This window comes from Achromobacter sp. 2789STDY5608615, assembly GCF_001298995.1.
In the GTDB taxonomy this organism is placed as follows: domain Bacteria; phylum Pseudomonadota; class Gammaproteobacteria; order Burkholderiales; family Burkholderiaceae_B; genus Achromobacter; species Achromobacter insuavis.
In genome coordinates this window covers 1-21,159 of sequence record NZ_CYTY01000027.1, presented here as the reverse complement: position 1 = coordinate 21,159, position 21,159 = coordinate 1, and the positions used below count along the sequence as shown (strand labels likewise).

At 69.6% G+C, this 21,159-nt stretch carries 19 protein-coding genes; 9 read left to right on the top strand and 10 right to left on the bottom strand.

The genetic code is table 11. The features are described from left to right. Both AOZ49_RS21410 and AOZ49_RS21405 read left to right on the top strand, forming a co-directional pair. Positions 1-887, top strand: an 887-nt coding sequence (locus AOZ49_RS21410; RefSeq protein WP_054477642.1) for an extracellular catalytic domain type 1 short-chain-length polyhydroxyalkanoate depolymerase, incomplete at its 5' end; no start/stop codon positions are given. 195 nt (positions 888-1,082) lie between these two features. Further along, positions 1,083-1,595 (top strand): DUF1993 domain-containing protein, encoded by a 513-nt coding sequence (locus tag AOZ49_RS21405; RefSeq protein ID WP_054431779.1) that lies wholly within the window; start codon positions 1,083-1,085, stop codon positions 1,593-1,595. A gap of 81 nt (positions 1,596-1,676) precedes the next feature. Here AOZ49_RS21405 and AOZ49_RS21400 read toward each other — a convergent pair whose 3' ends face one another. Together AOZ49_RS21400 and AOZ49_RS21395 are read right to left on the bottom strand one after the other, a co-directional pair. Next, the gene (locus tag AOZ49_RS21400) at positions 1,677-2,144 is read right to left on the bottom strand and encodes a VOC family protein (protein WP_054477640.1); all 468 of its coding nucleotides are present in this window, start codon (positions 2,142-2,144) and stop codon (positions 1,677-1,679) included. Positions 2,145-2,315: 171 nt separating this feature from the next. Continuing rightward, positions 2,316-2,684, bottom strand: a complete 369-nt coding sequence (locus AOZ49_RS21395) for a DUF1428 domain-containing protein (protein ID WP_054431777.1) — start codon at positions 2,682-2,684, stop codon at positions 2,316-2,318. A gap of 169 nt (positions 2,685-2,853) precedes the next feature. Here AOZ49_RS21395 and AOZ49_RS21390 point away from each other — a divergent pair, with 169 nt between their 5' ends. Continuing rightward, positions 2,854-3,828, top strand: a complete 975-nt coding sequence (locus tag AOZ49_RS21390; protein ID WP_054460529.1) for a GlxA family transcriptional regulator — start codon at positions 2,854-2,856, stop codon at positions 3,826-3,828. Positions 3,829-3,838: 10 nt separating this feature from the next. On the opposite strand, the gene AOZ49_RS21385 is transcribed toward AOZ49_RS21390, so the two are convergent. Further along, entirely contained in the window at positions 3,839-4,876 is a 1,038-nt protein-coding gene (locus AOZ49_RS21385) for a transporter (RefSeq protein WP_054460531.1), read from the bottom strand. A 332-nt stretch (positions 4,877-5,208) separates the two neighbouring features. On the opposite strand from AOZ49_RS21385, the gene hydA reads away from it, so the two are divergent. Continuing rightward, entirely contained in the window at positions 5,209-6,678 is a 1,470-nt protein-coding gene (gene hydA, locus AOZ49_RS21380; RefSeq protein ID WP_054477638.1) for a dihydropyrimidinase, read from the top strand. Positions 6,679-6,753: 75 nt separating this feature from the next. Next, entirely contained in the window at positions 6,754-7,686 is a 933-nt protein-coding gene (locus AOZ49_RS21375) for an N-carbamoyl-D-amino-acid hydrolase (RefSeq protein WP_156333501.1), read from the top strand. Here the strand turns inward: AOZ49_RS21375 and AOZ49_RS21370 are convergent. After that, a complete protein-coding gene (locus tag AOZ49_RS21370; RefSeq protein ID WP_054477633.1) occupies positions 7,683-8,645 on the bottom strand; it encodes a LysR family transcriptional regulator in 963 nt (320 codons plus the stop codon). The genes AOZ49_RS21375 and AOZ49_RS21370 overlap by 4 nt on opposite strands. A gap of 78 nt (positions 8,646-8,723) precedes the next feature. On the opposite strand from AOZ49_RS21370, the gene AOZ49_RS21365 reads away from it, so the two are divergent. Then, entirely contained in the window at positions 8,724-9,383 is a 660-nt protein-coding gene (locus tag AOZ49_RS21365) for an aspartate/glutamate racemase family protein (RefSeq protein WP_054431771.1), read from the top strand. 46 nt (positions 9,384-9,429) lie between these two features. Here the strand turns inward: AOZ49_RS21365 and AOZ49_RS21360 are convergent, their stop codons facing one another. The 5 genes from AOZ49_RS21360 to AOZ49_RS21340 form a co-directional block, all read right to left on the bottom strand. After that, complete coding sequence (locus AOZ49_RS21360) at positions 9,430-11,190, bottom strand: ABC transporter ATP-binding protein (protein ID WP_054477630.1); 1,761 nt, start codon at positions 11,188-11,190, stop codon at positions 9,430-9,432. Positions 11,191-11,202: 12 nt separating this feature from the next. After that, the gene (locus AOZ49_RS21355) at positions 11,203-12,657 is read right to left on the bottom strand and encodes an amidohydrolase family protein (protein WP_054460532.1); all 1,455 of its coding nucleotides are present in this window, start codon (positions 12,655-12,657) and stop codon (positions 11,203-11,205) included. A 68-nt stretch (positions 12,658-12,725) separates the two neighbouring features. Then, positions 12,726-14,303, bottom strand: coding sequence for an ABC transporter substrate-binding protein (locus AOZ49_RS21350; protein ID WP_054477628.1), 1,578 nt, complete (start codon positions 14,301-14,303; stop codon positions 12,726-12,728). Between the two features lie 50 nt (positions 14,304-14,353). After that, positions 14,354-15,259: an ABC transporter permease gene (locus AOZ49_RS21345; RefSeq protein WP_054477626.1), complete on the bottom strand. Its 906-nt coding sequence runs from the start codon at positions 15,257-15,259 to the stop codon at positions 14,354-14,356. After that, positions 15,256-16,194, bottom strand: coding sequence for an ABC transporter permease (locus tag AOZ49_RS21340; protein ID WP_054431766.1), 939 nt, complete (start codon positions 16,192-16,194; stop codon positions 15,256-15,258). Before AOZ49_RS21340 ends, AOZ49_RS21345 begins: the two co-directional genes overlap by 4 nt. A gap of 534 nt (positions 16,195-16,728) precedes the next feature. On the opposite strand from AOZ49_RS21340, the gene AOZ49_RS21335 reads away from it, so the two are divergent. After that, positions 16,729-17,703, top strand: coding sequence for a Bug family tripartite tricarboxylate transporter substrate binding protein (locus tag AOZ49_RS21335; RefSeq protein WP_054477624.1), 975 nt, complete (start codon positions 16,729-16,731; stop codon positions 17,701-17,703). A gap of 27 nt (positions 17,704-17,730) precedes the next feature. Then, complete coding sequence (locus tag AOZ49_RS21330; protein ID WP_054477622.1) at positions 17,731-18,465, top strand: alpha/beta fold hydrolase; 735 nt, start codon at positions 17,731-17,733, stop codon at positions 18,463-18,465. A 48-nt stretch (positions 18,466-18,513) separates the two neighbouring features. Here the strand turns inward: AOZ49_RS21330 and AOZ49_RS21325 are convergent, their stop codons facing one another. Next, a complete protein-coding gene (locus AOZ49_RS21325) occupies positions 18,514-19,842 on the bottom strand; it encodes an MFS transporter (RefSeq protein WP_054431764.1) in 1,329 nt (442 codons plus the stop codon). A gap of 207 nt (positions 19,843-20,049) precedes the next feature. Here AOZ49_RS21325 and AOZ49_RS21320 point away from each other — a divergent pair, with 207 nt between their 5' ends. Continuing rightward, positions 20,050-20,952: a LysR family transcriptional regulator gene (locus AOZ49_RS21320; protein ID WP_231690408.1), complete on the top strand. Its 903-nt coding sequence runs from the start codon at positions 20,050-20,052 to the stop codon at positions 20,950-20,952. Positions 20,953-21,159: the final 207 nt, after the last annotated feature.

Below are 21,159 nucleotides of genomic sequence, written 5' to 3'. Positions count from 1 at the left end.
GCCGCTGGGAAGCCTCGCGGCAATTCACCGACGCCCATGGCCGCAGCCTGTCTTTCGCCCGTTACACGCCGCTGGCCGCGCCGCGCCAGGGCATGCCGCTGGTGGTGATGCTGCATGGTTGCCGCCAGACCGCGCTGTCTTTCGCTCGCGGTTCGCGCATGAACCAGTGGGCCGACGCCGGCGGATTCATGGTGCTGTATCCGCAGCAATCGATGACGCGGCAGGTGCAGCGCTGCTGGCGCTGGTTCCAGCCCGACGCGCAGCACGGCGGCGCCGAGGCCGACCTGATCGCCGCCCTGATCCAGGCCGAGGTGGCGCGCCACGGGCTGGACCCCGAGCGCGTCTACATCGCCGGCCTGTCGGCCGGCGCCAGCATGGCCGCGCTGGTGGCGCTGCGCCATCCCGCCCTGATCGCCGCGCTGGCGATGCATTCCGGGCCGGTGCTGGGCGACGCCCATAACGCCGCGGCCGGCCTGAACACGATGCGCCGCGGCTCGGTCAAGCCGCTGCTGCCGCTGTTGCAGGGCGTCGCGGATCCGGCCGCGTTCACGCTCGGCATGCCGGCAATGATCCTGCAGGGGCAGATGGATCCGGCGGTGGCGCCGCGCAACGCCAGGCAGTTGTTCGAGCAGTTCCGCGCCCTGAACGGGCTCGCCGCGGACGAGCCGCCGGTCGAGCGGGTGCTGGGCCTGGGCACCGAGAAGGCCTATCGCCGCGTCGATCTGTTGCGCGGCCGCAAGACGGTGCTGCGCCTGTGCGAGATCACGCGGGTCGAGCACGGCTGGAGCGGCGGCGATGCGTCGGTGCGCTATCACGCGCGCAGCGGCCCCGACGCCTCGGCGCTGATCTGGCGGTTCTTCCAGGGCCAGCGGCGCGTGGCCGCCTAGGGCGACGCGGCCTCCCGGCAGCGCGCGGGGATGGCCGGATGCGGGCCGGCGCGTTATTGTTCAGAAAACGGAAACAGACATGTCGTCTCCGGCGCCGGCCGGCCGTCGCGGCGCGGCGCTAACATCGCGCCACGCCCGCGGATCGGGCGCCGTTCCCGGCGCCCGGCCGGGCAAGCCTATTCGGAACTCATCATCATGTCCCTGTCCATGTACCAGGCCTCGGTGCCTGTCTTCATCCGCGGTTTGAGCGTGCTGGCCACGCTGCTGGAAAAGGGCGCCGCCCACGCGGCCGCCAACGGCATCGATCCGGCCGAGCTGGTCAACGCCCGCCTGGCCCCCGACATGTATCCGCTGTCGGGCCAGGTGCAGCGCGCCAGCGACGCCTCCAAGTTCGCCGCGCAGCGCCTGTCGCAGGTCGAATCGCCCAAGTTTCCCGACGAGGAAACCACGTTCGAGCAGCTGCAGAAGCGCGTCGCCGACACCATCGCCTACCTGCGTTCGGTGCCGGCCGAGGCGCTGGAAGGCGCCGAGGGCCGCAAGGTCACGCTCAGCTTCGGCGAGTTCAAGCCCGAATTCCAGGGCGACGCCTACCTGCTGACGTTCGCGCTGCCGAATTTCTACTTCCACGTCACCACCGCCTACGACATCCTGCGCCACGCCGGCGTGCCGATCGGCAAGCTGGACTTCCTGGGGCCGTACACGGCCTGACGCGGCTTCGGGCGGCGCGTCCGCCCGCGCGCGTCCGGACGCATGTCCGACGCGCGCCGGACGGGCGCTTGCCGCGGCGCCTCAGCCCGGCTTCTTCGAGGGGTCGCCGCAGCCTTCCATCTCGCCCATCTGCGCCATGTTGCGCTGGATTTCCTCGGGCGTCAGGTCTTCCTTGTGGGTGGCGATCGACCAGCGGTGGCCGAACGGATCCACCACCTGGCCGTAGCGGTCGCCCCAGAACATGTCGGCCGCCGGCATGGTGACCTGCGCGCCCGCCGCCACCGCCTGCTTGATGGCGGCATCCACATCCTGCACGTACAGGTGCAGCGTCACCGGCGAGCCCTTGAGCGCCTTGGGCCCCAGGCTGCCCCATTCGGGGAAGTCATCCATCAGCATCACCACCGAATCGCCGATGCGGAGGGCGGCATGCATCACCTTGCCGCCGGGGGCCGGCAGGCGCGTCAGTTCCTTGGCGTCGAACGCCTTGCGGTAGAAGGCAATCGCATCCGAGGCGCCTTCGCACACGATGTGCGGGGTCAGGGTGTGCATGCCGTCGGGAATCGCTTGCTTTGCGGGGGGTGCCCATGATGTGTCTCCGAAAACCGGGATTGAGGTTGGGGTACTTGGGGACGGGTCGGGGGGACGCCTGCGCGTTCCGGCCCGTCCTGTTGCCACGACGAATGGGCGGCGCCGGGATCGACAGGCCGCCTCGATTTTTTTTCAAGCGCGAGCCGACTTGCTCACCAGGGTGCTGAAGCCGCCCCAGCACATGCGCTTGAAATCGAACACGCCCTCGCAGGACATGCCCGTCAGGCGCGGGTCGGCCATGACCTTGGCGTTGATGCGGTCGCGTTCGGCCTTGCTGGCGAACGCGATCCACGAAAACACCACCGTCTCGCCCTCGCGCGCGCTGGCGGCGGCGCTGAACGAGCCGAAGCCCTCGCCGTCGATGTCGTCCGCCACGCACTCGCGGAATTCCAGCGCGCCGTATTCCAGCCAGATCGAACCGGCCTGCTCGGCCAGCTTGCGATAGGCCTCGATGTTGGCCTTGGGCACGCTCAGCAGGTAACCGTCTATGTACTGTTCCATCAGATGCTCCTTGACTCCGTGTTGTTGTACGCGCCGCCCGCAAGCCCGCATCGTCGCGGCGGCCGCGCCGGCAGCGATGCCGGTAGTTGTCACTGTATCGGGATCGGCGGCGCTTTCAGATAGGCGATTGCGACATTCTTGAGGGTGGATTGCGACAGGTCTCCGGCGTATGCTGGTGGGCATGAAAAACATCGCCTTCCTGCTGCCGGCCGGCGCCAATATCGCGTCGCTGGAAACGGCCCGGCACGGCTTCCTGGTGGCCAACGAGTACCTGGCCGCGCAGGGGCGCGCGCCGCAATTCCAGGTGCGCACGCTGGCCGCCACGCGCCAGGTCAGCCTGGACGACGGCCGCATCACGGTGCAGGCCGACCTGGTGCTGGACGAGGCCCGCGATATCGACATCTGCATCGCGCCGCCGCTGCTGGGCGCGGTGTCGGACGTGGTGCTGTCCAACCGTGAACTGGTCGAATGGATCGCCCGCCACTACCGCGGCGGCGGCGAGGTCGCCAGCCTGTGCCTGGGCGCGGCGCTGCTGGCCGCCGGCGGCCTGCTCGACGGCCAGCAGGCGGTGGTGCACTGGGCGGCGCGCAACCTGTACGCCAGCCTGTTCCCGGCGGTGGATTGGAGCATCGACCGCGTGGTCCATTCCGGCAACGGCATCTACACCAGCGGCGGCGCGTTCTCGGCCGCGCACCTGGTGCTGCACCTGATCGAGAAATACACCGACCGCGACACCGCCATCTGGTGCGCCAAGTACTTCCAGCTCGACTGGAGCCGCCAGAGCCAGCTGCCGTTCTCGGTGTTCATGGGGCAGAAGGCGCACGCCGACCAGGTGGTGCGCGCGGTGCAGGACTTCATCGAAAGCCGCTACACCGAGAAGATCACCGTCGAGGACCTGGCCGACCGCCACGCGCTCGGCCGCCGCACGCTGGAACGGCGCTTTCGCCAGGCCACCGGCAACAGCATCGTCGAGTACGTGCAGCGCGTGCGCGTCGAGGCCGCCAAGCGGCGCCTGGAAAGCTCGCGCAAGAGCGTGTCGGAAGTGATGTACGAGGTCGGCTACAACGACACCAAGGCGTTCCGCGACATCTTCAACAAGTACTGCGGCATGTCGCCCGTGGGTTACCGCGAACGCTACCAGTAGCCGGCCCGCGTCAGCCCGCGCGCCGGCGGCGGAACGCCAGCCACGCCACGAATCCCGTGAAGGCCGCGACCAGCACGCAGATGATCCAGAAGCCGTGGTGGTCGTCCGACAGCGGAATGCCGCCCACGTTCATGCCGAACAGGCCCGCCATGATGTTGATCGGCAGCGCCAGCACCGTCACCAGCGTCAGCGTGAACAGGGTGCGGTTGTTCTGTTCATCGAGCCGCGCCGTCATCTCTTCCTGCAGCAGCTTGATGCGCTCGACCAGGCCGGCCATGTCGCCCAGCACCACCGAGAATTCCTCGGTCGATTCGCGCAGTTCCTGCACGTCGCGCGGCCGCAGCCAGGCCGGCGGGCGCGCCAGCAGGCGGAACACCGAGCCGGGCTCCGGCGCCAGCGTGCGCTGCAGCCGCACCAGCACCCGGCGGGTGGCGGCCAGGTCCAGGCGTCCGGGGCCGCCGCGCGCGGCCAGGAAATGATCCTCGATGCCGTCGACGTCGACGCTGGCCTTGCGCACGATCTCCATCATCAGGTCGGCCTGGTCGCGCATCAGGTGCGCCAGCAGTTCGGCCGGCGAGCCGAACGGTTCGCCGCGCCGCACGTGTTCGCGCAGGCGGTCGAGCGAGCGCAGCGGCTTGCGCCGCAGGGTCACCAGCAGCTTGCGATGGGCGCAGACCCACAGCGTCGAGACCTGCGCCGGGGTGCGGTCGAAATCGAAGATGACGTCATTGAACACCGCCACCAGCGCGCCTTCCTGCTGCTCGATGCGGGTCGAATGGGCTTCCCCGCCCAGCATCGCGATGAAGGTGTCGGGCAGGTCCAGGTGGGCCTGCAGCCAGCGCACGCAGCCGGCCTGCGACAGGTTCAGGTGCAGCCACAGGAAGTGGCCGTCGTCGGGCGCCGCGCCGTCGGCCGCGAGGCGCGCCAGCAGGTCGGCGACCGCCGGCGAGGCGATTTCGGCCGCGGGGCCGCCGCCCGCGAACCGGAACGCGCAGATCAGGCCGGAAATGTCGGTTTGGTAGTCGGCCGCTGCCGCTGGGGTCGTCATGATGCGCGATGGTGACGCCGCAATGTGACAGTCCCGCGACAGCGGGCCGCGCGGCCGCGATCCCCGGCGCGCCGCGCGGCCGCGCCACGGGGAAACCCGATATAAAACTTTGCACAGCCTCCATGATCCAGCGTTATGCGTGGTGGCCGGCCGTTCGCTGTGCTGTAAGGAAATAGTCCATGGAATCAGGGCGTTAGCGTTTCGGTTCGGCGCCCGTCCGCGGCCTGGCGCGGCGGCTTCCCGTCATTTCCGAATCGCACGGACCCATGCATGATGGTGCCTCCTGCCAGGCCCGCCACGGCGCGCCGGGCCATGCGTTGGGACTATTCTTGATGACAGACTTCGATCTGACCTTGCACAACGGCCGCATCGTCACGGCCGACGCCGACTTCGTCGGCGACATCGGCATCGTGGACGGCGCCATCGCCGCGACCGCGTCCTCGCTGCCGGCAGGCCGCCGCGCCATCGACGCGGCCGGCCGGCTGGTCATGCCCGGCGGCATCGACAGCCACTGCCACGTGGAGCAGCTGTCCAGCATGGGCGTGCTGTGCGCCGACGACTGGCACACCGCCTCGATCTCGGCGGCCCACGGCGGCAACACCACCATCGTGCCGTTCGCCGCCCAGCATCGCGGCCAGTCGTTGCGCCAGGTCGCCGACGCCTACGCCGCCTCGGCCGCCGAGAAGTCGGTGATCGACTACAGCTACCACCTGATCATCTCGGACCCCACGCCCGAGACCCTGAACCGCGACCTGCCCGAGCTGATCCGCGCCGGCATCACCTCGTTCAAGGTCTTCATGACCTACGACAAGCTCAAGCTGGACGACCGCCAGCTGCTGGACGTGTTCGCCATCGCCGCGCGCGAGGGCGCGCTGCCGATGGTGCACGCCGAGAACAACGACGTCATCAGCTGGATCGCGCGCCACCTGCTGGCGGCCGGCCACACCGCACCCAAGTACCACGCCGTCAGCCACGACCCGATCGCGGAAAACGAGGCCACGCAACGCGCCATCAGCCTGGCCGCGGTGCTGGAAGTGCCGGTGCTGATCGTGCACGTCTCGACCCAGGGCGGCGCGCAGGCGATCCACGCCGCGCAGACGCTGGGCGCGCCGGTATACGGCGAGACCTGCCCGCACTACCTGCTGCTGACCGCCGAGGACATCGACATCCCCGGCGTCGAGGGCGCCAAGTTCTGCTGCAGCCCGCCGCCGCGCGACCCGGTGTCGCAACAGGCGCTGTGGCAAAGCCTGGACAGCGGCACGCTGGCGCTGCTGTCGTCCGACCACGCGCCGTACCGTTACGACGAATCCGGCAAGCTGCCGGCCGGCGACGCCACCACCTTCAAGCAGATCGCCAACGGCCTGCCGGGCCTGGAAGTGCGCATGCCGCTGCTGTTTTCCGAAGGCGTGCGCAGCGGCCGCCTGACGCTGCAGCAGTTCGTGGCGCTGACCTCGACCAACCACGCCCGCATGTACGGCCTGTACCCGAAGAAGGGCACGCTGGCGGTGGGCGCGGACGCCGACATCGCGATCTGGGATCCGGAAAAGAGCGTGACCCTGCGCGCCGCCGACCTGCACGACGCGGTCGGCTACACGCCCTATGAAGGCCGCCAGGTCACCGGCTGGCCCACCACGGTGATCAGCCGCGGCGAAGTGATCGTGGACGACGGCGTGCTGCGCGCCGAGCGCGGCCGCGGCCAGTTCATCGCCCGCGGCCTGCCCGCCCCGCTGCAGAAGGCGCGCGAGATCAGCCCGCGCGCCGCCTTGCTGCGCAAGATTTTCCCGGCCGTGATCGAGTCCTGAGCGACACGGCCCTCAACGCATAGCGATAGAACCCCGGAGACTGACATCGTGAGCAACGCAACCCATGCGCGCAAAATGGACCTCGCGGTCGCCCAGATGGGCGCCGTCAACCTGGCCGACACCCGCGCGGTGGTGGTCCGCCGCCTCGTCGAGATGATGCGCGAGGCCGCGGCCCGCAAGGCCGAGTTCGTGGTCTTTCCCGAATTGGCGCTGACCACTTTCTTCCCGCGCTACTGGATGGAAGACGCCGAGGCGGTCGATCGCTTCTTCGAAAAGAGCATGCCCAACGCCGACGTGCAGCCGCTGTTCGACACCGCGCGCGAGCTCGGCATCGGCTTTTACCTGGGCTATGCCGAACTGACCCCGGAAGGCCGCCAGTTCAACACCGCCATCCTGGTCGACCGCCAGGCCAAGATCATCGGCAAGTACCGCAAGATCCACCTGCCGGGCCATTCCGACCACAAGCCGGAGGCGCCGTTCCAGCATCTGGAGAAGAAGTTCTTCGAGGTCGGCGACCTGGGCTTCGGCGTCTGGGAGACCAACGACGTCAAGATCGGCATGTGCCTGTGCAACGACCGCCGCTGGCCCGAGACCTACCGCGTGATGTCGCTGCAAAGCGCCGAGCTGATCGTGCTGGGCTACAACACGCCGTCGCTGAACATCCACTGGAACGAGCCGGCGCACCTGCGCACCACCACCCATGAGATCGTGCTGCAGGCCAGCGCCTACCAGAACGCGGTGTGGGTCGCCGCCGCGGCCAAGTGCGGCCACGAGGATGGCCACCACATGATCGGCAGCTCCATGATCGTGGCGCCGTCGGGCGAGATCGTGGCCCGCTCCAGCGGCGAGGAAGACGAAGTCATCACCGCCCGCATCGACCTGGGCATGGGCCAGACCTTCCGCGACCACGTCTTCAACTTCGCCAAGCACCGCAGCCCGCAGCACTACAAGCTGATCATCGAGCGCACCGGCGCCGGCGAACCGCTGCCGGTGGCGGAAATCGACTAGGCCCGCTTGAGGATTGCCTGCGTCATCGCGGGCAATTCCTTTTTGACGATCTGGGAAAACTGCGTCAGGAAGGCCTTGGCGATGGACGGGGGCGGTTCGATCCGGGAATGAGACACGTACACGAACAGCGGGATCGCCGGCTCGACGCGGCGCACCACCAGCCCGTGCATCAGGGCATCGGTCAGGCCATACGAGTCCACCAGCGCCACGCCGACGCCCTGGCGCACGAACGAGCACGCGGTCTGCGACGAGCGCACCTCGATCGCCGGGGCCAGGGTGTCGTGGCCCTGCGGGTCCAGATGCGCGCAAAGCGTCTCGCCCAGCGGCGTGTCGCGGCTGTAGCCCACCAGCATCTCGCCGGCCAGCATGCCCGGCTGGATCACGCTTTCGCGCGCCAGGCGGTGGCCCGCCGGCAGCACGCAGACGATTTCGCCCTGCGCCAGCTCGGTGGTGATCAGGTTGGGATGTTCCGGCTTGAAGATGGAGATGGCGATGTCGGCGTAGCCCAGCAGCAGCTGCGGCAGCAGCGCGTCCATGCCCAGCGGCCGGTAGCGGATGCGCACGCCGGGGTTGCGGGCGCAGAACTTCGCGGTCGCCGCCGGGATCAGCCATTCGCCGAAGCTGGGGCTGGACACCACGCTGACCAGGCCGCCGCCGTGGCCGGCCAGGCCCGCGGCCATGTCGTTCAGGCGGTTGACGCCGGCCTGGATCGATTCCACTTCCTGGAACAGCTTGCGCGCTTCCTTGGTGGGATGCAGGCGGCCCTTGAAACGCTCGAACAGCGCATAGCCCAGGCGCAGTTCGATCGATGCCAGCACCCGGCTGATGGCCGGCTGGGTCACGTGCAGCAGCCGCCCGGCCGCGCTCAACGAGCCCGTGATCATGATGGCGTGGAATACCTCGATCTGGCGCAGATTCAACGGCGCGGAAGACCGGACCTTTCCGGGTAATTCAGACATGCTGCGTGCTTTCCTCTTGACCTGGGCGGTGCGCCGGCGCTTGCCGGCCCGCCTCTATTGCAAGGATTCTACTCAATCGTGCCCAACGCCCGCATTCTCCTCGTAAACCCGAATTCCCTGGACAAGGTGACCGAGGCCATCGGCCGCGCGGTCGAGCCGTTCCGCCACCTGCCGCTGGATTTCCGCTGCCTGACGTCCACCGGCGGGCCGGCCGGCATCCAGAATCAGGCCGAGGCCGACGCCAGCATCGCGCCCATGGCCGAGCTGGTGCGGCGCGAAGCGGCCGCGGCCGACGCCGTCATCGTGGCCTGCTTCAGCGATCCGGGGCTGCATGGCCTGCGCGACCTGGTGCCGGCGCCGGTGCTGGGCATCGGCGAATGCTCGGTGCTGACAGCCATGAGCATCGGCGCCCGCGTCGGTGTCATCGCCATCGCCGGCGCCGCCATCCCGCGCCACCTGCGCTACTTCCGCGCCATGGGCGTGGCCGACCGCATCTGCGGCGAACTGGCGCTGGACCTGCGCGTGAGCGACCTGGCCGACGCCGAACTGGCGTTCCAGCGCATGGTGACGGTGGGCAAGACCCTGCGCGACGCCCATGGCGCCGACGTGCTGATCATGGGATGCGCCGGCATGGCGGACCTGCGCGCGCGGCTGGAAGCGGCCTGCGGCCTGCCGGTGGTGGAACCGACCCAGGCCGCCGTGGCCATGGCGGTCGGCCGGATCTTCGGCCGCGCGTAGGCGGCCCGGCGGCGCCCGTCGCTGACGGGGCCGCCGCGCGGCGGCGTCAGGCCGCCTGTTGCACGTAGTGGCCGGCGGCCACCTGCACCAGTTGCGTCACCACCGGATCGTCGCCGATCTTGCGGATCGGGCTGGGGATCTCGCGCGCCGCGCGCACGCTGCGCTGGTGGCGCCGCGCCGGATCGGGCACCGGCACCGCCGACAGCAGGCGTTGCGTATAGGGATGGCGCGGCCGGTGCAGCACTTCCTGGGTCGGGCCGATCTCGACGATCTGGCCCATGTACATCACCGCCACGCGGTGGCTGACCTTTTCCACCACCGCGATGTCGTGCGAGATGAACAGGTACGACAGGCCCATCTCGGCCTGCAGCTCCTTCATCAGCTCGATCACGCGCGCCTGCACCGACACGTCCAGCGCCGACACCGGCTCGTCGGCCACGATGATCTTGGGATTCACGCTCAGCGCGCGGGCGATGCACAGGCGCTGGCGCTGGCCGCCCGAGAACTGGTGGGCGTAGCGGTCCAGGAATTCGCGCGGCAGGCTGACCCGTTCCAGCAACTGGGCGGCGCGCTCGCGGCGCTGCTCGCGGCTGTGGCCGCCATGCACCTTGAGCGGCTCGCTGACCAGGTCCCAGGCGTGCAGGCGCGGGTTGAGCGACGCGTACGGATCCTGGAAGATCATCTGGATGTGGCGCCGCATCGCGCGCATCTGCTCGGGCGTCATGTGGGTGACGTCCTGGCCGGCCAGGCGGATCGAGCCGGCGCTCGGCTGCACCAGCTTCATCAGCAGGCGCCCGGTGGTCGACTTGCCCGAGCCGGACTCGCCCACCAGCGCCAGCGTCTCGCCGGCGCGCAAATCGAACGACACGCCCTCGACCGCGTGCACGTTGGCCACCACCTTGCCGAAGGCGCCGGCCTTGACCGGAAAGCGCTTGGCCAGGCCCGCCACTTCCAGCACGGCCGGGCGCTCCCGCACCGCGGCCTCGTCGGGGGAGCCATCGCCCAGCCGCGGCACCGCGGCCAGCAGGTCGCGCGTGTAGGGTTGGGCGGGCGCCTCGAACAGCGTCGCCGTGGCGCTTTCCTCGATCTTGTCGCCGTGCCGCATCACCACCACGCGGTCGGCGATCTCGGCCACCACGCCCATGTCGTGCGTGATGAACAGCACGGCCATGCCGACCTCGCGCTGCAGGTCGCGGATCAGGTCGATGATCTCGGCCTGCACCGTGACGTCGAGCGCGGTGGTCGGTTCGTCGGCGATCAGGAGCTGCGGCCGGCAGGCCAGCGCCATCGCGATCATCACGCGCTGGCGCATGCCGCCGGACAGGTCGCCCGGGTACTGCGTCATGCGGCGCTCGGGCTCGGACATCTTCACCGCCGCCAGCATCTCCTGGGCGCGCCGCCAGGCTTGCTGGCGCGAGATGTCCTGGTGCAGCAGATAGACTTCGGCCAGCTGGTCGCCGACCGTCATCACCGGGTTGAGCGAGGTCATCGGCTCCTGGAAGATCATCGAGATCTCGTTGCCGCGGATGCGCCGCAGGGCCGATTCCTCCAGCCCGAACAGATCCACTTCGCCGCCGTCGCGCGGCATGAAGCGGGCGCTGCCGCCGGCGATGCGGCCGCCGGCGCGTTCGATCAGGCGCAGGATCGACAGCGCGGTCACCGATTTGCCGGAGCCGGACTCGCCCACCAGCGCCACCGTTTCGCCGCGGCCAATGGTGAAGTCCAGCGACTTCACCGCCCGGTAGGGCTGGGCGCGGGCGCCGAATTCCACGCGCAGGCCCTGCACCGCCAGTAAGGTCTCGGTCATGGGGAGTCTCCGTCAGGCGCGGCTGGGAAAGACGCGCGGCGACATGGCGTCGATGTCGCGGCCGGCGTAGTCGCGCTGCGCCACGGTCGCGATGGTCTGCGCCTGGGCGCGTTCCACCTCCTGCATGGCGCGCTCGATGTCGATGGTCAGCAGCTTGCCGTCCTTGACCACCTGGGCGCCGTCCACATAGACGTCGCGGATGGCGCGGTCGCCGGCCGAATAGATCAGGCTGCGCAGCGGCTCGCGGCCGGGCCGCATGTACGGATGCGACAGGTCGACCAGCGAGAAGTCGGCCTTGCCGCCGACCGCGATGCGGCCGATGTCGTCGCGGCCCAGCATGCGGGCGCCGTTGATCGTGGCGGCGTTGAACACTTCCTCGGTGGAGGCGGCGCGGAAGTGGCCGGCCTGCAGGCGGGCCACGTAGCAGGCCAGCCGCATCTCATCGAGCATGTTGTGCGGGAAGGTGTCGGTGCCGATGCCGACGTTGATGCCGGCGCGCAGGTAGCGGCCCAGGAAGCTCAGCGCGATGCCGCGCCGCACGAACACCGTCGGACAGTGCGCCACATGCGCGCCCGAGCGTTGCAGCAGGCCGAAGTCGTCGGCATGCGGCCAGTACAGCGCGCGGTGGTCGTTCAGGAAGATGCCGTGGCCGATGATGAGGTCGCCATCCAGCAGGCCCTGGTCGTCGAGCCATTCGATCGGCGTGCGGCCGTGGCGGCGCGTCATCTCCGAGAACTCGACCACGCTCTGCGCGGCGTGGATCTGCATCGGGATGCCCAGGCGGCGCGCGGCGGCCTGCGCCGCCTTGAGCAGTTCGGGCGAGCAGGTGTCGACCTGCGAGGGGCACAGCATGGCGCCCAGGCGGCCGCTGGGGTGGTTGATGGCGCTGTCGGCCACCGCCAGGGCGGCCTCGAACGACTTCTGCGCCGCCGCCTCGTCCCAGGTGTATTCGACCGAATGGCCGTCGTTGGTGCGCCAGGCGGCCGAGCGGAACATCGGGCCCAGCACCCCGCGGATGCCGGCCGCCGCCACCACGTCGGCCCAGCCGGGGCGCGGCAGCGACATGTCCACGAAGGTGGTCACGCCGCTCAGCAGCATCTCGGCCATCGCCACCTGGTTGGAATACTGCGCCGTCTCGATGCCGGTGCGGAACACCGGCATGTATTCGTACAGCGAGCTCTGGCCCAGCTTGTCGCTGCCCAGTTCCTCCAGCAGGCCGCGGTTGCCCGGCTCGGAAGAGGGGTGGCTGTGGACGTTCACCAGGCCCGGCATCGCCATCAGGCCGTTGCCGGCCACGACCCGGTCGGCCGGGCCGGCATAGTCCTTGCCGGCATGGATGACGGTGTTGCCGCGCATCACCAGGTCGGCGTTCTCGATATAGACGTGCGAGCCCAGCGCCTCGTCCCAGGCCACCAGGGTGGCGAGCTGCTTGAAATGGGTGATGCTGGCTTGATTGGTGTCGCTCACGGGAGACTCTCTGTGCTGCGGAATCAGGGGAAGGGCGGCGCGGCGGGGGCCGCGCCGCCCGATGCGGCTTACTTCAACTCGATGTCCAGGCCCTTGTAGGCGGCGGCGCCGAAGATGCCGTGCGCGCGCATCGGCTTCAGGCGCGGCCCGCCCACCAGGTAGAGCGAGTCGTGGTACAGCGGAATCCACGCCGCGCCGTCGGAGATCTTGGTCAGCGCCTTGGACAGGATGGCGTCGCCGCTCTTGGCGTCCAGCGCCTCGCTGCCCTCGGCCAGCCAGCGGTCGGTGTCGGCGTCCTTCCAGTTCATGCGGTTCGGGGTCGGGATGCTGTTGGACAGGAAGTAGCTGTTGAGCGCCTCGCCGGTGCTCATGTAGCCGAAGCTCATGCTGAACTCGTCGAACTCCTGCGTGGCCAGCTTGCCCCAGGCCGAGGTCGAGTCGAACAGCTGCACGCGCAGGTCGGCGCCGACCTTCTTCATGTCGCCCTGCACCGCTTCCATGATGTCCTTCCAGTAGCCGGTGATGCCGTAGTGCAGCAGCGACAGCTTCTGGCCGTCCTTGTAGCGGTAGCCGTCCTTGCCCATCTTCCAGCCGGCCTCGTCCAGCAGCTTGTTGGCGGCGGCGGGGTCGTAGCGGTAGGCGTCGTTGGAACCGGCCGGGGTGCTGGTGGCCAGCATGCTGGTGGCGGGCACCGCCTCGCCGAAGGTGATGGCCTCGGTCAGCGCCTTGCGGTTGATCGCCAGGTTGAGGGCGCGACGCACGTTCACGTCCGTCAGCATCGGCTTGTCGATCTTGAAGCCCAGGAAGAAGGTCCAGTAGAACGGGTCGGCCTTGCTGACGAACAGGCGCTTGTCGGCCTTCAGGTCCTTGATCGACCATTGCGGCAGGTAGCGCGACAGATCGGCCTGGCCGCTTTGCAGCGCGGTCAGGCGGGTGCTTTCCTCGGGCACGATCTTCCAGACGATCTTGTCGACCTTGGGCGTCGGGTCCTTGTAGATCGCCGGGCCCCACTTGTAGCCGGCGTGGCGGGTCAGCACCACTTCGTTGCGCGGCGACCAGCTCTGGAAGCAGTACGGGCCGGTGCCGTCGAAGGCCTTGACGCCGTAGTCCGGGCCCAGCGCCTTGACCTGGTCGATGTTGATGACCGAGTGCATGTAGTGCGCCATCTGCTGCAGCAGCTCGTTGTAGGGCTTCTTCAGCTTGTAGACCACGGTGACGTCGTCCGGCGCGGTGATGCTGTCGACCGGACCGGCGCGCCAGCGCTCCAGGCCCTTGGTTTCCGGGTCCAGCCAGCGGGTGTAGCTGGCGACCACGTCCTTGGCCGTCATCTTGCGGCCGCTGCAGAACGTCACGTCGTCGCGCAGGTTGAAGGTGTAGGTCAGGCCGTCGGGCGAGAGGGTCCAGCTCTTGGCCAGCGCCGGCACCGGCGTCTTCATGTCGTAGTCCAGGCCCACCATGGTGTCGGCGGCCATGAACAGCACCTCGGCCGCGCCGCGCGCGGTGGTGCGGTGCGGGTCGTACTTGTCGGTGTCCAGCTCGCGCAGGATCAGGACGGTCTTTTCGGCCTGCGCCAGCGCCGGCGCGGGCGCGGCCAGCAGGCAGGTCAAGGCCAGCGGCGCGAGGGCCAGTCCCTGGATGATCTTCATGTTGCGGTTCCCCTGTGTGGTTTGTGGTGTGTGGCCGGGCGGGCCGCGGTTCAGAACCGCAGCTTGGGATCGAGCGCGTCGCGCAGGCTGCCGCCCAGCAGGTTGAAGGCGAGCACGATGAAGAAGATGGTCATCGTGGGAATGGTCGAGATGTGCGGGAAGATCTGCAGGAACTTGCGGCCGTCGGCGGCCATGCTGCCCAGCTCCGCGAACGGCGGTTGCGGCCCCAGCCCCAGGAACGACAGCACCGAGCCCAGCAGGATGGTGTGGCCCAGTTGCAGGGTGGCGTAGATCATCAGCATCGACGAGCAGTTCGGCAGCAGATAGCGCGTGATCAGGTAGAAGTTGCCGAAGCCCATGGCGTGGCCGGCTTCCATGTATTCCTGCTTCATCACCACCATGGCCGAGCCGCGCGCGATGCGCGCCATGCCGGGAATCGCCGAGATCCCCAGCGCCAGCACCATGCTGGTGGTGCCCGGGCCCATCAGCGCCGACAGGCTCAGGCCGAACAGGATCGCCGGGAACGACAGCAGCACGTCGACCACGCGCATGATGACGCCTTCCAGCGGACGGTAGTAGGCGGCCAGGATGCCGAGCAGGGCGCCCAGGCCCGAGCCGCCGATCACCGCCAGCACGCTCAGCATCAGCGTGGCGCGGATGCCGTAGATCACGCGCGACAGGATGTCGCGGCCCTGCACGTCGGTGCCCAGCAGATACCGGATGCCGTCGGCCGAGGTCCAGCCCGGCGCCTTGCGGGCGATGGCCATGTTGGTCGAATACGGATCGTGCGGCGCCAGCCAGGGCGCCAGCAGCGCCACCAGCACGATGGCGATCACCGCCAGCAGCGACAGCAGCAGGATCGGGTCGCGGCGCAGGCGCGACGCGATGCGCGCCAGCGGCGTGGCCATGGCCTGGGGCGGCAGCCCGCCCAATGAGGAAGTGGTGCCTGCGCTCATGATTTGTTGCCTCGCGGATCCAGGTAGCCGTAGAGCAGATCCACGATCAGGTTGATGAGGATGAAGCCCAGCGCCGTCACCAGGATCGCGCCCTGGGCCAGCGGGAAGTCGCCGGCGAAGATGGCGCCGACGGCCATGCGGCCCACGCCCGGCCAGGAATAGATCTGCTCGGTGACCACCGCGCCGCCCAGCAGGTTGCCCACCTGCAGGCCCACCAGCGTCACGATCGGCAGCAGCGCGTTGCGCAGGGCGTGGCGCAGCAGCACGCGGCGTTCGCCGGCGCCCTTGGCGCGCGCGGTGCGCACGTAGTCACCGCTGAGCGTCTCGATCACCGCGGTGCGGGTGATGCGCGCCACCGGTCCGATCAGCACCGATCCCAGCGTCAGCGCGGGCAGCGCCAGCGATTGCAGGCCGGCCAGGGTCCAGATCGGGCCGTTGCGGCCGATGTACGGCAGGATGCCGGCGCCGCCGATGTGCTGCACCAGCAGCAGGCCGACCCAGAACACCGGCAGCGACACGCCCACCACCGACAGCGTCATGACGAAACGGTCGGTCAGCTTGCCGCGGCGGTAGGCGGCCAGCGTGCCCAGCAGGATCGCCAGCGGGATCGACCAGACCACGCTGGCCAGCATCAGCTCGGCGGTCGCGCCGATGGTGGCGCCGATCTCGTCGATGACGGGCACGTTGGAGATCATCGAGCGGCCCAGGTCCAGGTGCAGCAGGCGCCACACGTACAGCGACAACTGCTGGACGATCGACTTGTCCAGGCCCAGTTCCTGGCGCACCTGCGCCAGTTCCTCGGCGGTGGCGGTGGGGCCGGCGATCACGGCGGCCGGATCGGCCGGCGCGACCTGCAGGAGCACGAAGCACACCACCACCACGCCCAGCAGGACGGGCAGCGAGATCGTGAAGCGGTTGAGGATCTGGCGGATCATGCGAGGCCCGCGCAAGTCATACGGGTTGGCTTGGGGGTGGGCTCGATGCGCGGCCCGCCTGCGGTGGGCCGTGGGGGGGAAAGGTGAACTGGTCTCGGCATGACACGACCTCGTCTCTGTGTGCGTCCAGGTGCTGCGGTGGCCAAAGAATGCCAGCGCGCCCAGGCGCCGGGGACCCAGGGAAATCCACTATGGGAAGGCTGCGGCGGGTTTTCGCATTCCGTTCTCAAGTAATTGAAATGAAAGGGTTTTTTTCAGGTTTTCGGCGAGCGGCGCGACGCCTGCGATAACGCGGTGTTATGAAGCCTGCCTAAAGATTGATAGACAGCGGATCGATAGGCGGCGGGATCGGGACGCCCGGGCGGCGGATGGGGCGGCGACGCCCGCATATCCATAGTTGGAATCCTTCGTTGGCGCCGAATGGCGCGCCTCTTAGCCTGTTTGCTGTGTAAAGCGGGCGATCGACACCGAAGGGGTGGCCGAGGCCGGCGCCGCGCGGCGCCGGACGCCCGCGGGCTTTGTGGAGCGTGCGGTGTGAAGTTCTCTCGTTTCTGGACCCGGGTGCAAGGCCTGGCGGTGGCATTCCTGTTGGGCGCGATGGTTCCGGCCAGCGCCGCCTATCCCGACAAACCCGTGCGCCTGGTGCTGCCGCTGGCCCCCGGCGGCGCCATGGACGTGCTCGGGCGTGGCCTGGCCGAGCGGCTCGGGGCGCTGTGGAAGGTGCCTGTCATCGTCGAGAACCGCGCCGGCGCCGGCGGCAACATCGCCGCCGACCAGGTGGCGCGCGCCGCGCCCGACGGCTATACCCTGCTGCTGACCGGCGACATGCTGGTGGCCAACCAGACCCTGTTCCAGGGCACCATCAACTATGACCCGGTCAAGAGCTTCGCGCCCATCAGCATCGTGGCGGCCACGCCGCCGGTGATCGTGGTGCGCGCCGATTCGCCGGTCCGCGACATCGCCGGCCTGCGCGACGCGGCCAGCCGGCATGTCGTCAATATCGGTACCCCGGGCTACGGCAACAGCAACCATCGCGCGCTCACCCGCCTGCAGCAGCAAGTGCAGGGCACCGTGCAGCACGTGCCGTACAAGGGGGCGGGGCCGGCGGTGGTGGCGCTGCTGGGCGGCGAGATCGACGCCGCCATCGTGGCGCTGCCCGCCGTCTCCAGCCTGATCGCCAACGGCCAGGTGCGCGCGCTCGCCGTGCTGCAGGACAACCGCAGCGACACCGTGCCGCAGGTGCCGACGGCGGCGCAGGTCGGGCTGAAGATGGAGGGCGACACCGGCTGGTTCGGCCTGCTGGCGCCGGCCGGCACCGCGCCGGAAGTCGTCGACGACGTCTGGCGCGCGGTGCGCCAGGCCGTCACCGAACCGGACTTCCGCGCGCGCCTGCTGGCCATCGGTTTCGAGCCGATCGCCGACCAGCCGCGGGCCTTCGCCGACCGCATCGTCAGCGACGCCCTCAAATTCCCGGCGCTGCTGCGTGACAGCGGCGTGGCGCTGCAATAACGCTTCACTGACGCCCAAGAGGCCGCCATGCCCATCCTGAACATCGGCAACGCCGAACTGCATTTCGACATCCAGGGCCAGGGCGACGCCGTGCTGGCGCTGGCCCCCGGCGGCATGCTGTCGCACCGCGAACTGTGGCGCGTGACGCGCGACGGCCGGCCGCGCGAGTATCCGGATCCGGTGGCCGCGCTCGCCAGCCGTTACCGCGTGATCGCCCCGGACCAGCGCAACGCCGGCCGCTCGCGCGCGCCGGTGCTGGCCAGCGACGGCTGGACCACCTATGCGCTGGATCACCTGGGCCTGCTGGACGCGCTGGGCGTGCAGCGCTTCCACGTGATCGGCTCCTGCATCGGCTCGTCGTTCGCGCTCAAGCTGTGCGAACTGGCGCCGGAACGCGTGGCGTCGGCGATCCTGCAACAGCCCATCGGCATCGCCGGGTCGGAGGGCAAGCGCGGCGAGTCCTTCGACCAATGGGCCGACACCGTGCGCCAGCGCGACCCCGCCATCGACGAACGGGCCCTGGAAGGCCTGCGGCACAACCTGTTCGGCGGCGATTTCGTCTTCAGCGTCAGCCGCGACTTCGTGCGGCGCAACCCGATTCCGCTGCTGATCCTGGGCGGCAACGACCCGCTGCATCCGCGCGCCGTCTCGCTGGAGCTGGCGCAACTGGCGCCCGCGGCCACCCTGGTGGAGGAGTGGAAGACGCAGCCGCGGCGCTACCTTGACGCCATCCAGGACTTCCTGGCGCGGCACCCGGCCTGAGCGCTGCGGGACGGTACGCGACGCCGGGCGGTGAGCGCCGCCGGGCCGCTACGAGGCCGCCAGCGCCTGCCGCGAGCGCCGCGCAAGGCGTTCGAGCAGGGCGCTGGCCAGGCTTCCCGCCAGCGCGAACCCGACCGCCACCCACAAGGCCCAGGTGGCGCCGGCGCGGGCGTTGAACACAAAGCACGCCGCCACGAAGGCCGCGCCCATCGTCTGGCCCAGCAGCCGCGCCAGGCCGGACAGGCCGCTGGCCACACTGGCGCGGTGCGCCGGCACGCTGAACATGATGAAGCGCTGGTTGGGCGACAGGAACAGCCCGAACCCCGTGCCGCACAACGCCATCGGCAGCATCACCGCCCACATCGGCGCGCCGGCCGGCAGCGCGCTCACCGCCAGCAGGCCGGCGGCCAGCAGCGCCAGGCCGACCATGCCCAGCAGGCTGGCGGACATCCGGTCCGACCACTTGCCCGAGAACGGCGCCAGGCAGGCCCCCATCACCGGCCAGGGCGCGATCAGCATCCCGACCTCGGCGATGTCGCGCCCCAGCGTCTGGTTCAGCAGGAAAGGCAGCGCCACCATGGCCGCGCCCTGCGCCGCGAAAGCCAGCACGCACACCAGCACGGCCAGCGAGAAGGGCGCCAGGCGCAGCAGGTCCAGCGGCACGATGGCGTGCGCGCTCAGGCGTTCGCGGCGCAGCAGCAGCGCCCAGCTCAGCGCGCCGCAGCCCCAGATCAGGGCGGTGGCCCAGTCCGGCTGCGCCGCGCGCTCCAGGCCCAGCACCGCCAGCCCGAACGCCAGCGCGCACAGCAGCGCCGCGCCGGCATCGAGCGCCTTGCCGTCGCCCGGCAACCTGGGCAGGTGCCGGCCGGCCAGCGCCAGCGCCACCAGACAGAAGGGCACGTTCACATAGAACAGCCAGTGCCAGCTCAGCACCGTCAGCATCGCCGACGCCAGCACCGGCCCGCCCGCCAGCGAGGCGGCCGCGATCATGGCGTTCAGGCCCATGCCCCGGCCCAGTTCCTCCTTGCGGTAGATGGCGCTCACCAGCGCCATGTTGCAGCCCATCAGCGCCGCGGCGGCCAGGCCCTGCGCGGCCCGGGCCGCCTCCAGCGACCACAGCGACTGCGCCGCGCCGCACCAGACGGAGGCGGCCAGGAACAGCCACAGCGCCGGCAGGAACACCCGCCGGTGGCCGATCTTTCCGGCCAGCGCGGCCAGCGGCAGCATCGTCGCCACCATGACCAGCTGATAGATCGTGACCACGCCGATCACGTCGGCGGCGCCAACGCCGAGCTGCGCGGCCATCGACGGCAGCGCCGTGTTCGTCATCGAGGTATCGAGCGTCGCCATCGAGATCGACAGGGACACGGCCAGCATCGCGTAACGGCGCGCGGCGGGTGTCAGGGGCGTGGGGGAAAAGCGGCGGGTGAAGACATTGCGGCATACGGGTGTCGGGAAAACGGGCCCCAGTATGGAAGTGGTGATCCTTGCAGTGAATAGCAAAACCCGTAAAGCAGCCTTGCAGATATGAAATACTGGAGCCGCATGACATCCCGGCGGCAAGGGCCGCAAAGCGAGGGCAGGGTGAACCGATCGGAAGGCATGGCGCTGCTGGTGGCGGCGGTGGACCAGGGCAGTCTCAGCGGCGCGTCGCGCGTCAGCGGGGTGTCACTGGCCTCGGTCAGCCGCCACATCAGCGCGCTGGAGGAACGTCTCGGCACGCGGCTGCTGGTGCGCTCGACCCGGGCGCTGCGCCTGACCGAGGCGGGCCAGCGCTATTACGCCGAGGCCAAGCGCCTCCTGGCCGACATGGACGAACTGGAAAGCAGCATGCGGATCGACGCCGCCGATCCCTCCGGCCGGCTGCGCGTCACGGCGCCGACGCTGTACGGGCGCGTGCATTTGCAGCCGCTGCTGGCGAAGTTCCTGATGCGGCATCCGAAGGTCACGCTCGACCTGCACCTGCTGGACCGCCCCGTCAACCTGCTGGAAGAGGGCATCGACCTCGCGGTGCTGGTGGGCGAGCAGCCCAGCTCCAGCCTCGTCGCGCGGCGCCTGGGGTCCATCCGCTGGGTGCTGAGCGCCTCGCCCGATTACCTGGCGCGGCGCGGCACGCCCCGCAGCCTGCAGGACCTGGCGCAACACGACGGCCTGGTGTACAGCCACCTGGCGACCGAGGACATGTGGACGCTGATGGACAAGGGCAAGCCCACCGTCGTGCGGGTGCCGACCCGCATGCGCTCGAACACCGTGGATGGCGTGGTCACCGCCGCCGCGGCCGGCGCCGGCATCGTCTACGCGCCGGCCTGGGCCATCGCCGACCACGTCGCGGCGGGCCGCCTGCGGCCCTTGATGGTGGCTTCGGAAACGCCGCCCCGGCCGGTGTTCGCCCTGATGACGCACCAGCGGCTGATGGCCGGCAAGGTCCGCTCGCTGGTGGAGTTCCTGGTGGAAAAACTGCGGGAGAAATCGCTCAACGAGCTATGACCCGCCAGCGCGTGGCGCGTGCCTGCGAGCCGGCGTTCAGAGGCCGTCCAGCAGCGCCTTGCCGGTCTCGTTCGCCGACTTGCCCTGGTTGACGGCATCGGTCAGCGTCGTCACGAACCACGGCAGCACCAGCTTGGTGTCGGGGTCGGACAGGCCGACGCGCAGGCGTTCCTGGGGGGGGGCGGCGGGGGCATGGGGGGGGCGGGG

What these genes read in the sequence shown, in the direction of transcription:
- AOZ49_RS21385 (WP_054460531.1), bottom strand. Translation starts at nt 4,876, where the DNA reads ATGACGACCCCAGCGGCAGCGGCCGACTACCAAACCGACATTTCCGGC.
- AOZ49_RS21405 (WP_054431779.1), top strand. Translation starts at nt 1,083, where the DNA reads ATGTCCCTGTCCATGTACCAGGCCTCGGTGCCTGTCTTCATCCGCGGT.
- AOZ49_RS21390 (WP_054460529.1), top strand. Translation starts at nt 2,854, where the DNA reads ATGCTGGTGGGCATGAAAAACATCGCCTTCCTGCTGCCGGCCGGCGCC.
- AOZ49_RS21370 (WP_054477633.1), bottom strand. Translation starts at nt 8,645, where the DNA reads ATGTCTGAATTACCCGGAAAGGTCCGGTCTTCCGCGCCGTTGAATCTG.
- hydA (WP_054477638.1), top strand. Translation starts at nt 5,209, where the DNA reads ATGACAGACTTCGATCTGACCTTGCACAACGGCCGCATCGTCACGGCC.
- AOZ49_RS21325 (WP_054431764.1), bottom strand. Translation starts at nt 19,842, where the DNA reads ATGCTGGCCGTGTCCCTGTCGATCTCGATGGCGACGCTCGATACCTCG.
- AOZ49_RS21400 (WP_054477640.1), bottom strand. Translation starts at nt 2,144, where the DNA reads ATGCACACCCTGACCCCGCACATCGTGTGCGAAGGCGCCTCGGATGCG.
- AOZ49_RS21345 (WP_054477626.1), bottom strand. Translation starts at nt 15,259, where the DNA reads ATGAGCGCAGGCACCACTTCCTCATTGGGCGGGCTGCCGCCCCAGGCC.
- AOZ49_RS21395 (WP_054431777.1), bottom strand. Translation starts at nt 2,684, where the DNA reads ATGGAACAGTACATAGACGGTTACCTGCTGAGCGTGCCCAAGGCCAAC.
- AOZ49_RS21360 (WP_054477630.1), bottom strand. Translation starts at nt 11,190, where the DNA reads ATGACCGAGACCTTACTGGCGGTGCAGGGCCTGCGCGTGGAATTCGGC.
- AOZ49_RS21375 (WP_156333501.1), top strand. Translation starts at nt 6,754, where the DNA reads ATGGACCTCGCGGTCGCCCAGATGGGCGCCGTCAACCTGGCCGACACC.
- AOZ49_RS21350 (WP_054477628.1), bottom strand. Translation starts at nt 14,303, where the DNA reads ATGAAGATCATCCAGGGACTGGCCCTCGCGCCGCTGGCCTTGACCTGC.
- AOZ49_RS21340 (WP_054431766.1), bottom strand. Translation starts at nt 16,194, where the DNA reads ATGATCCGCCAGATCCTCAACCGCTTCACGATCTCGCTGCCCGTCCTG.
- AOZ49_RS21330 (WP_054477622.1), top strand. Translation starts at nt 17,731, where the DNA reads ATGCCCATCCTGAACATCGGCAACGCCGAACTGCATTTCGACATCCAG.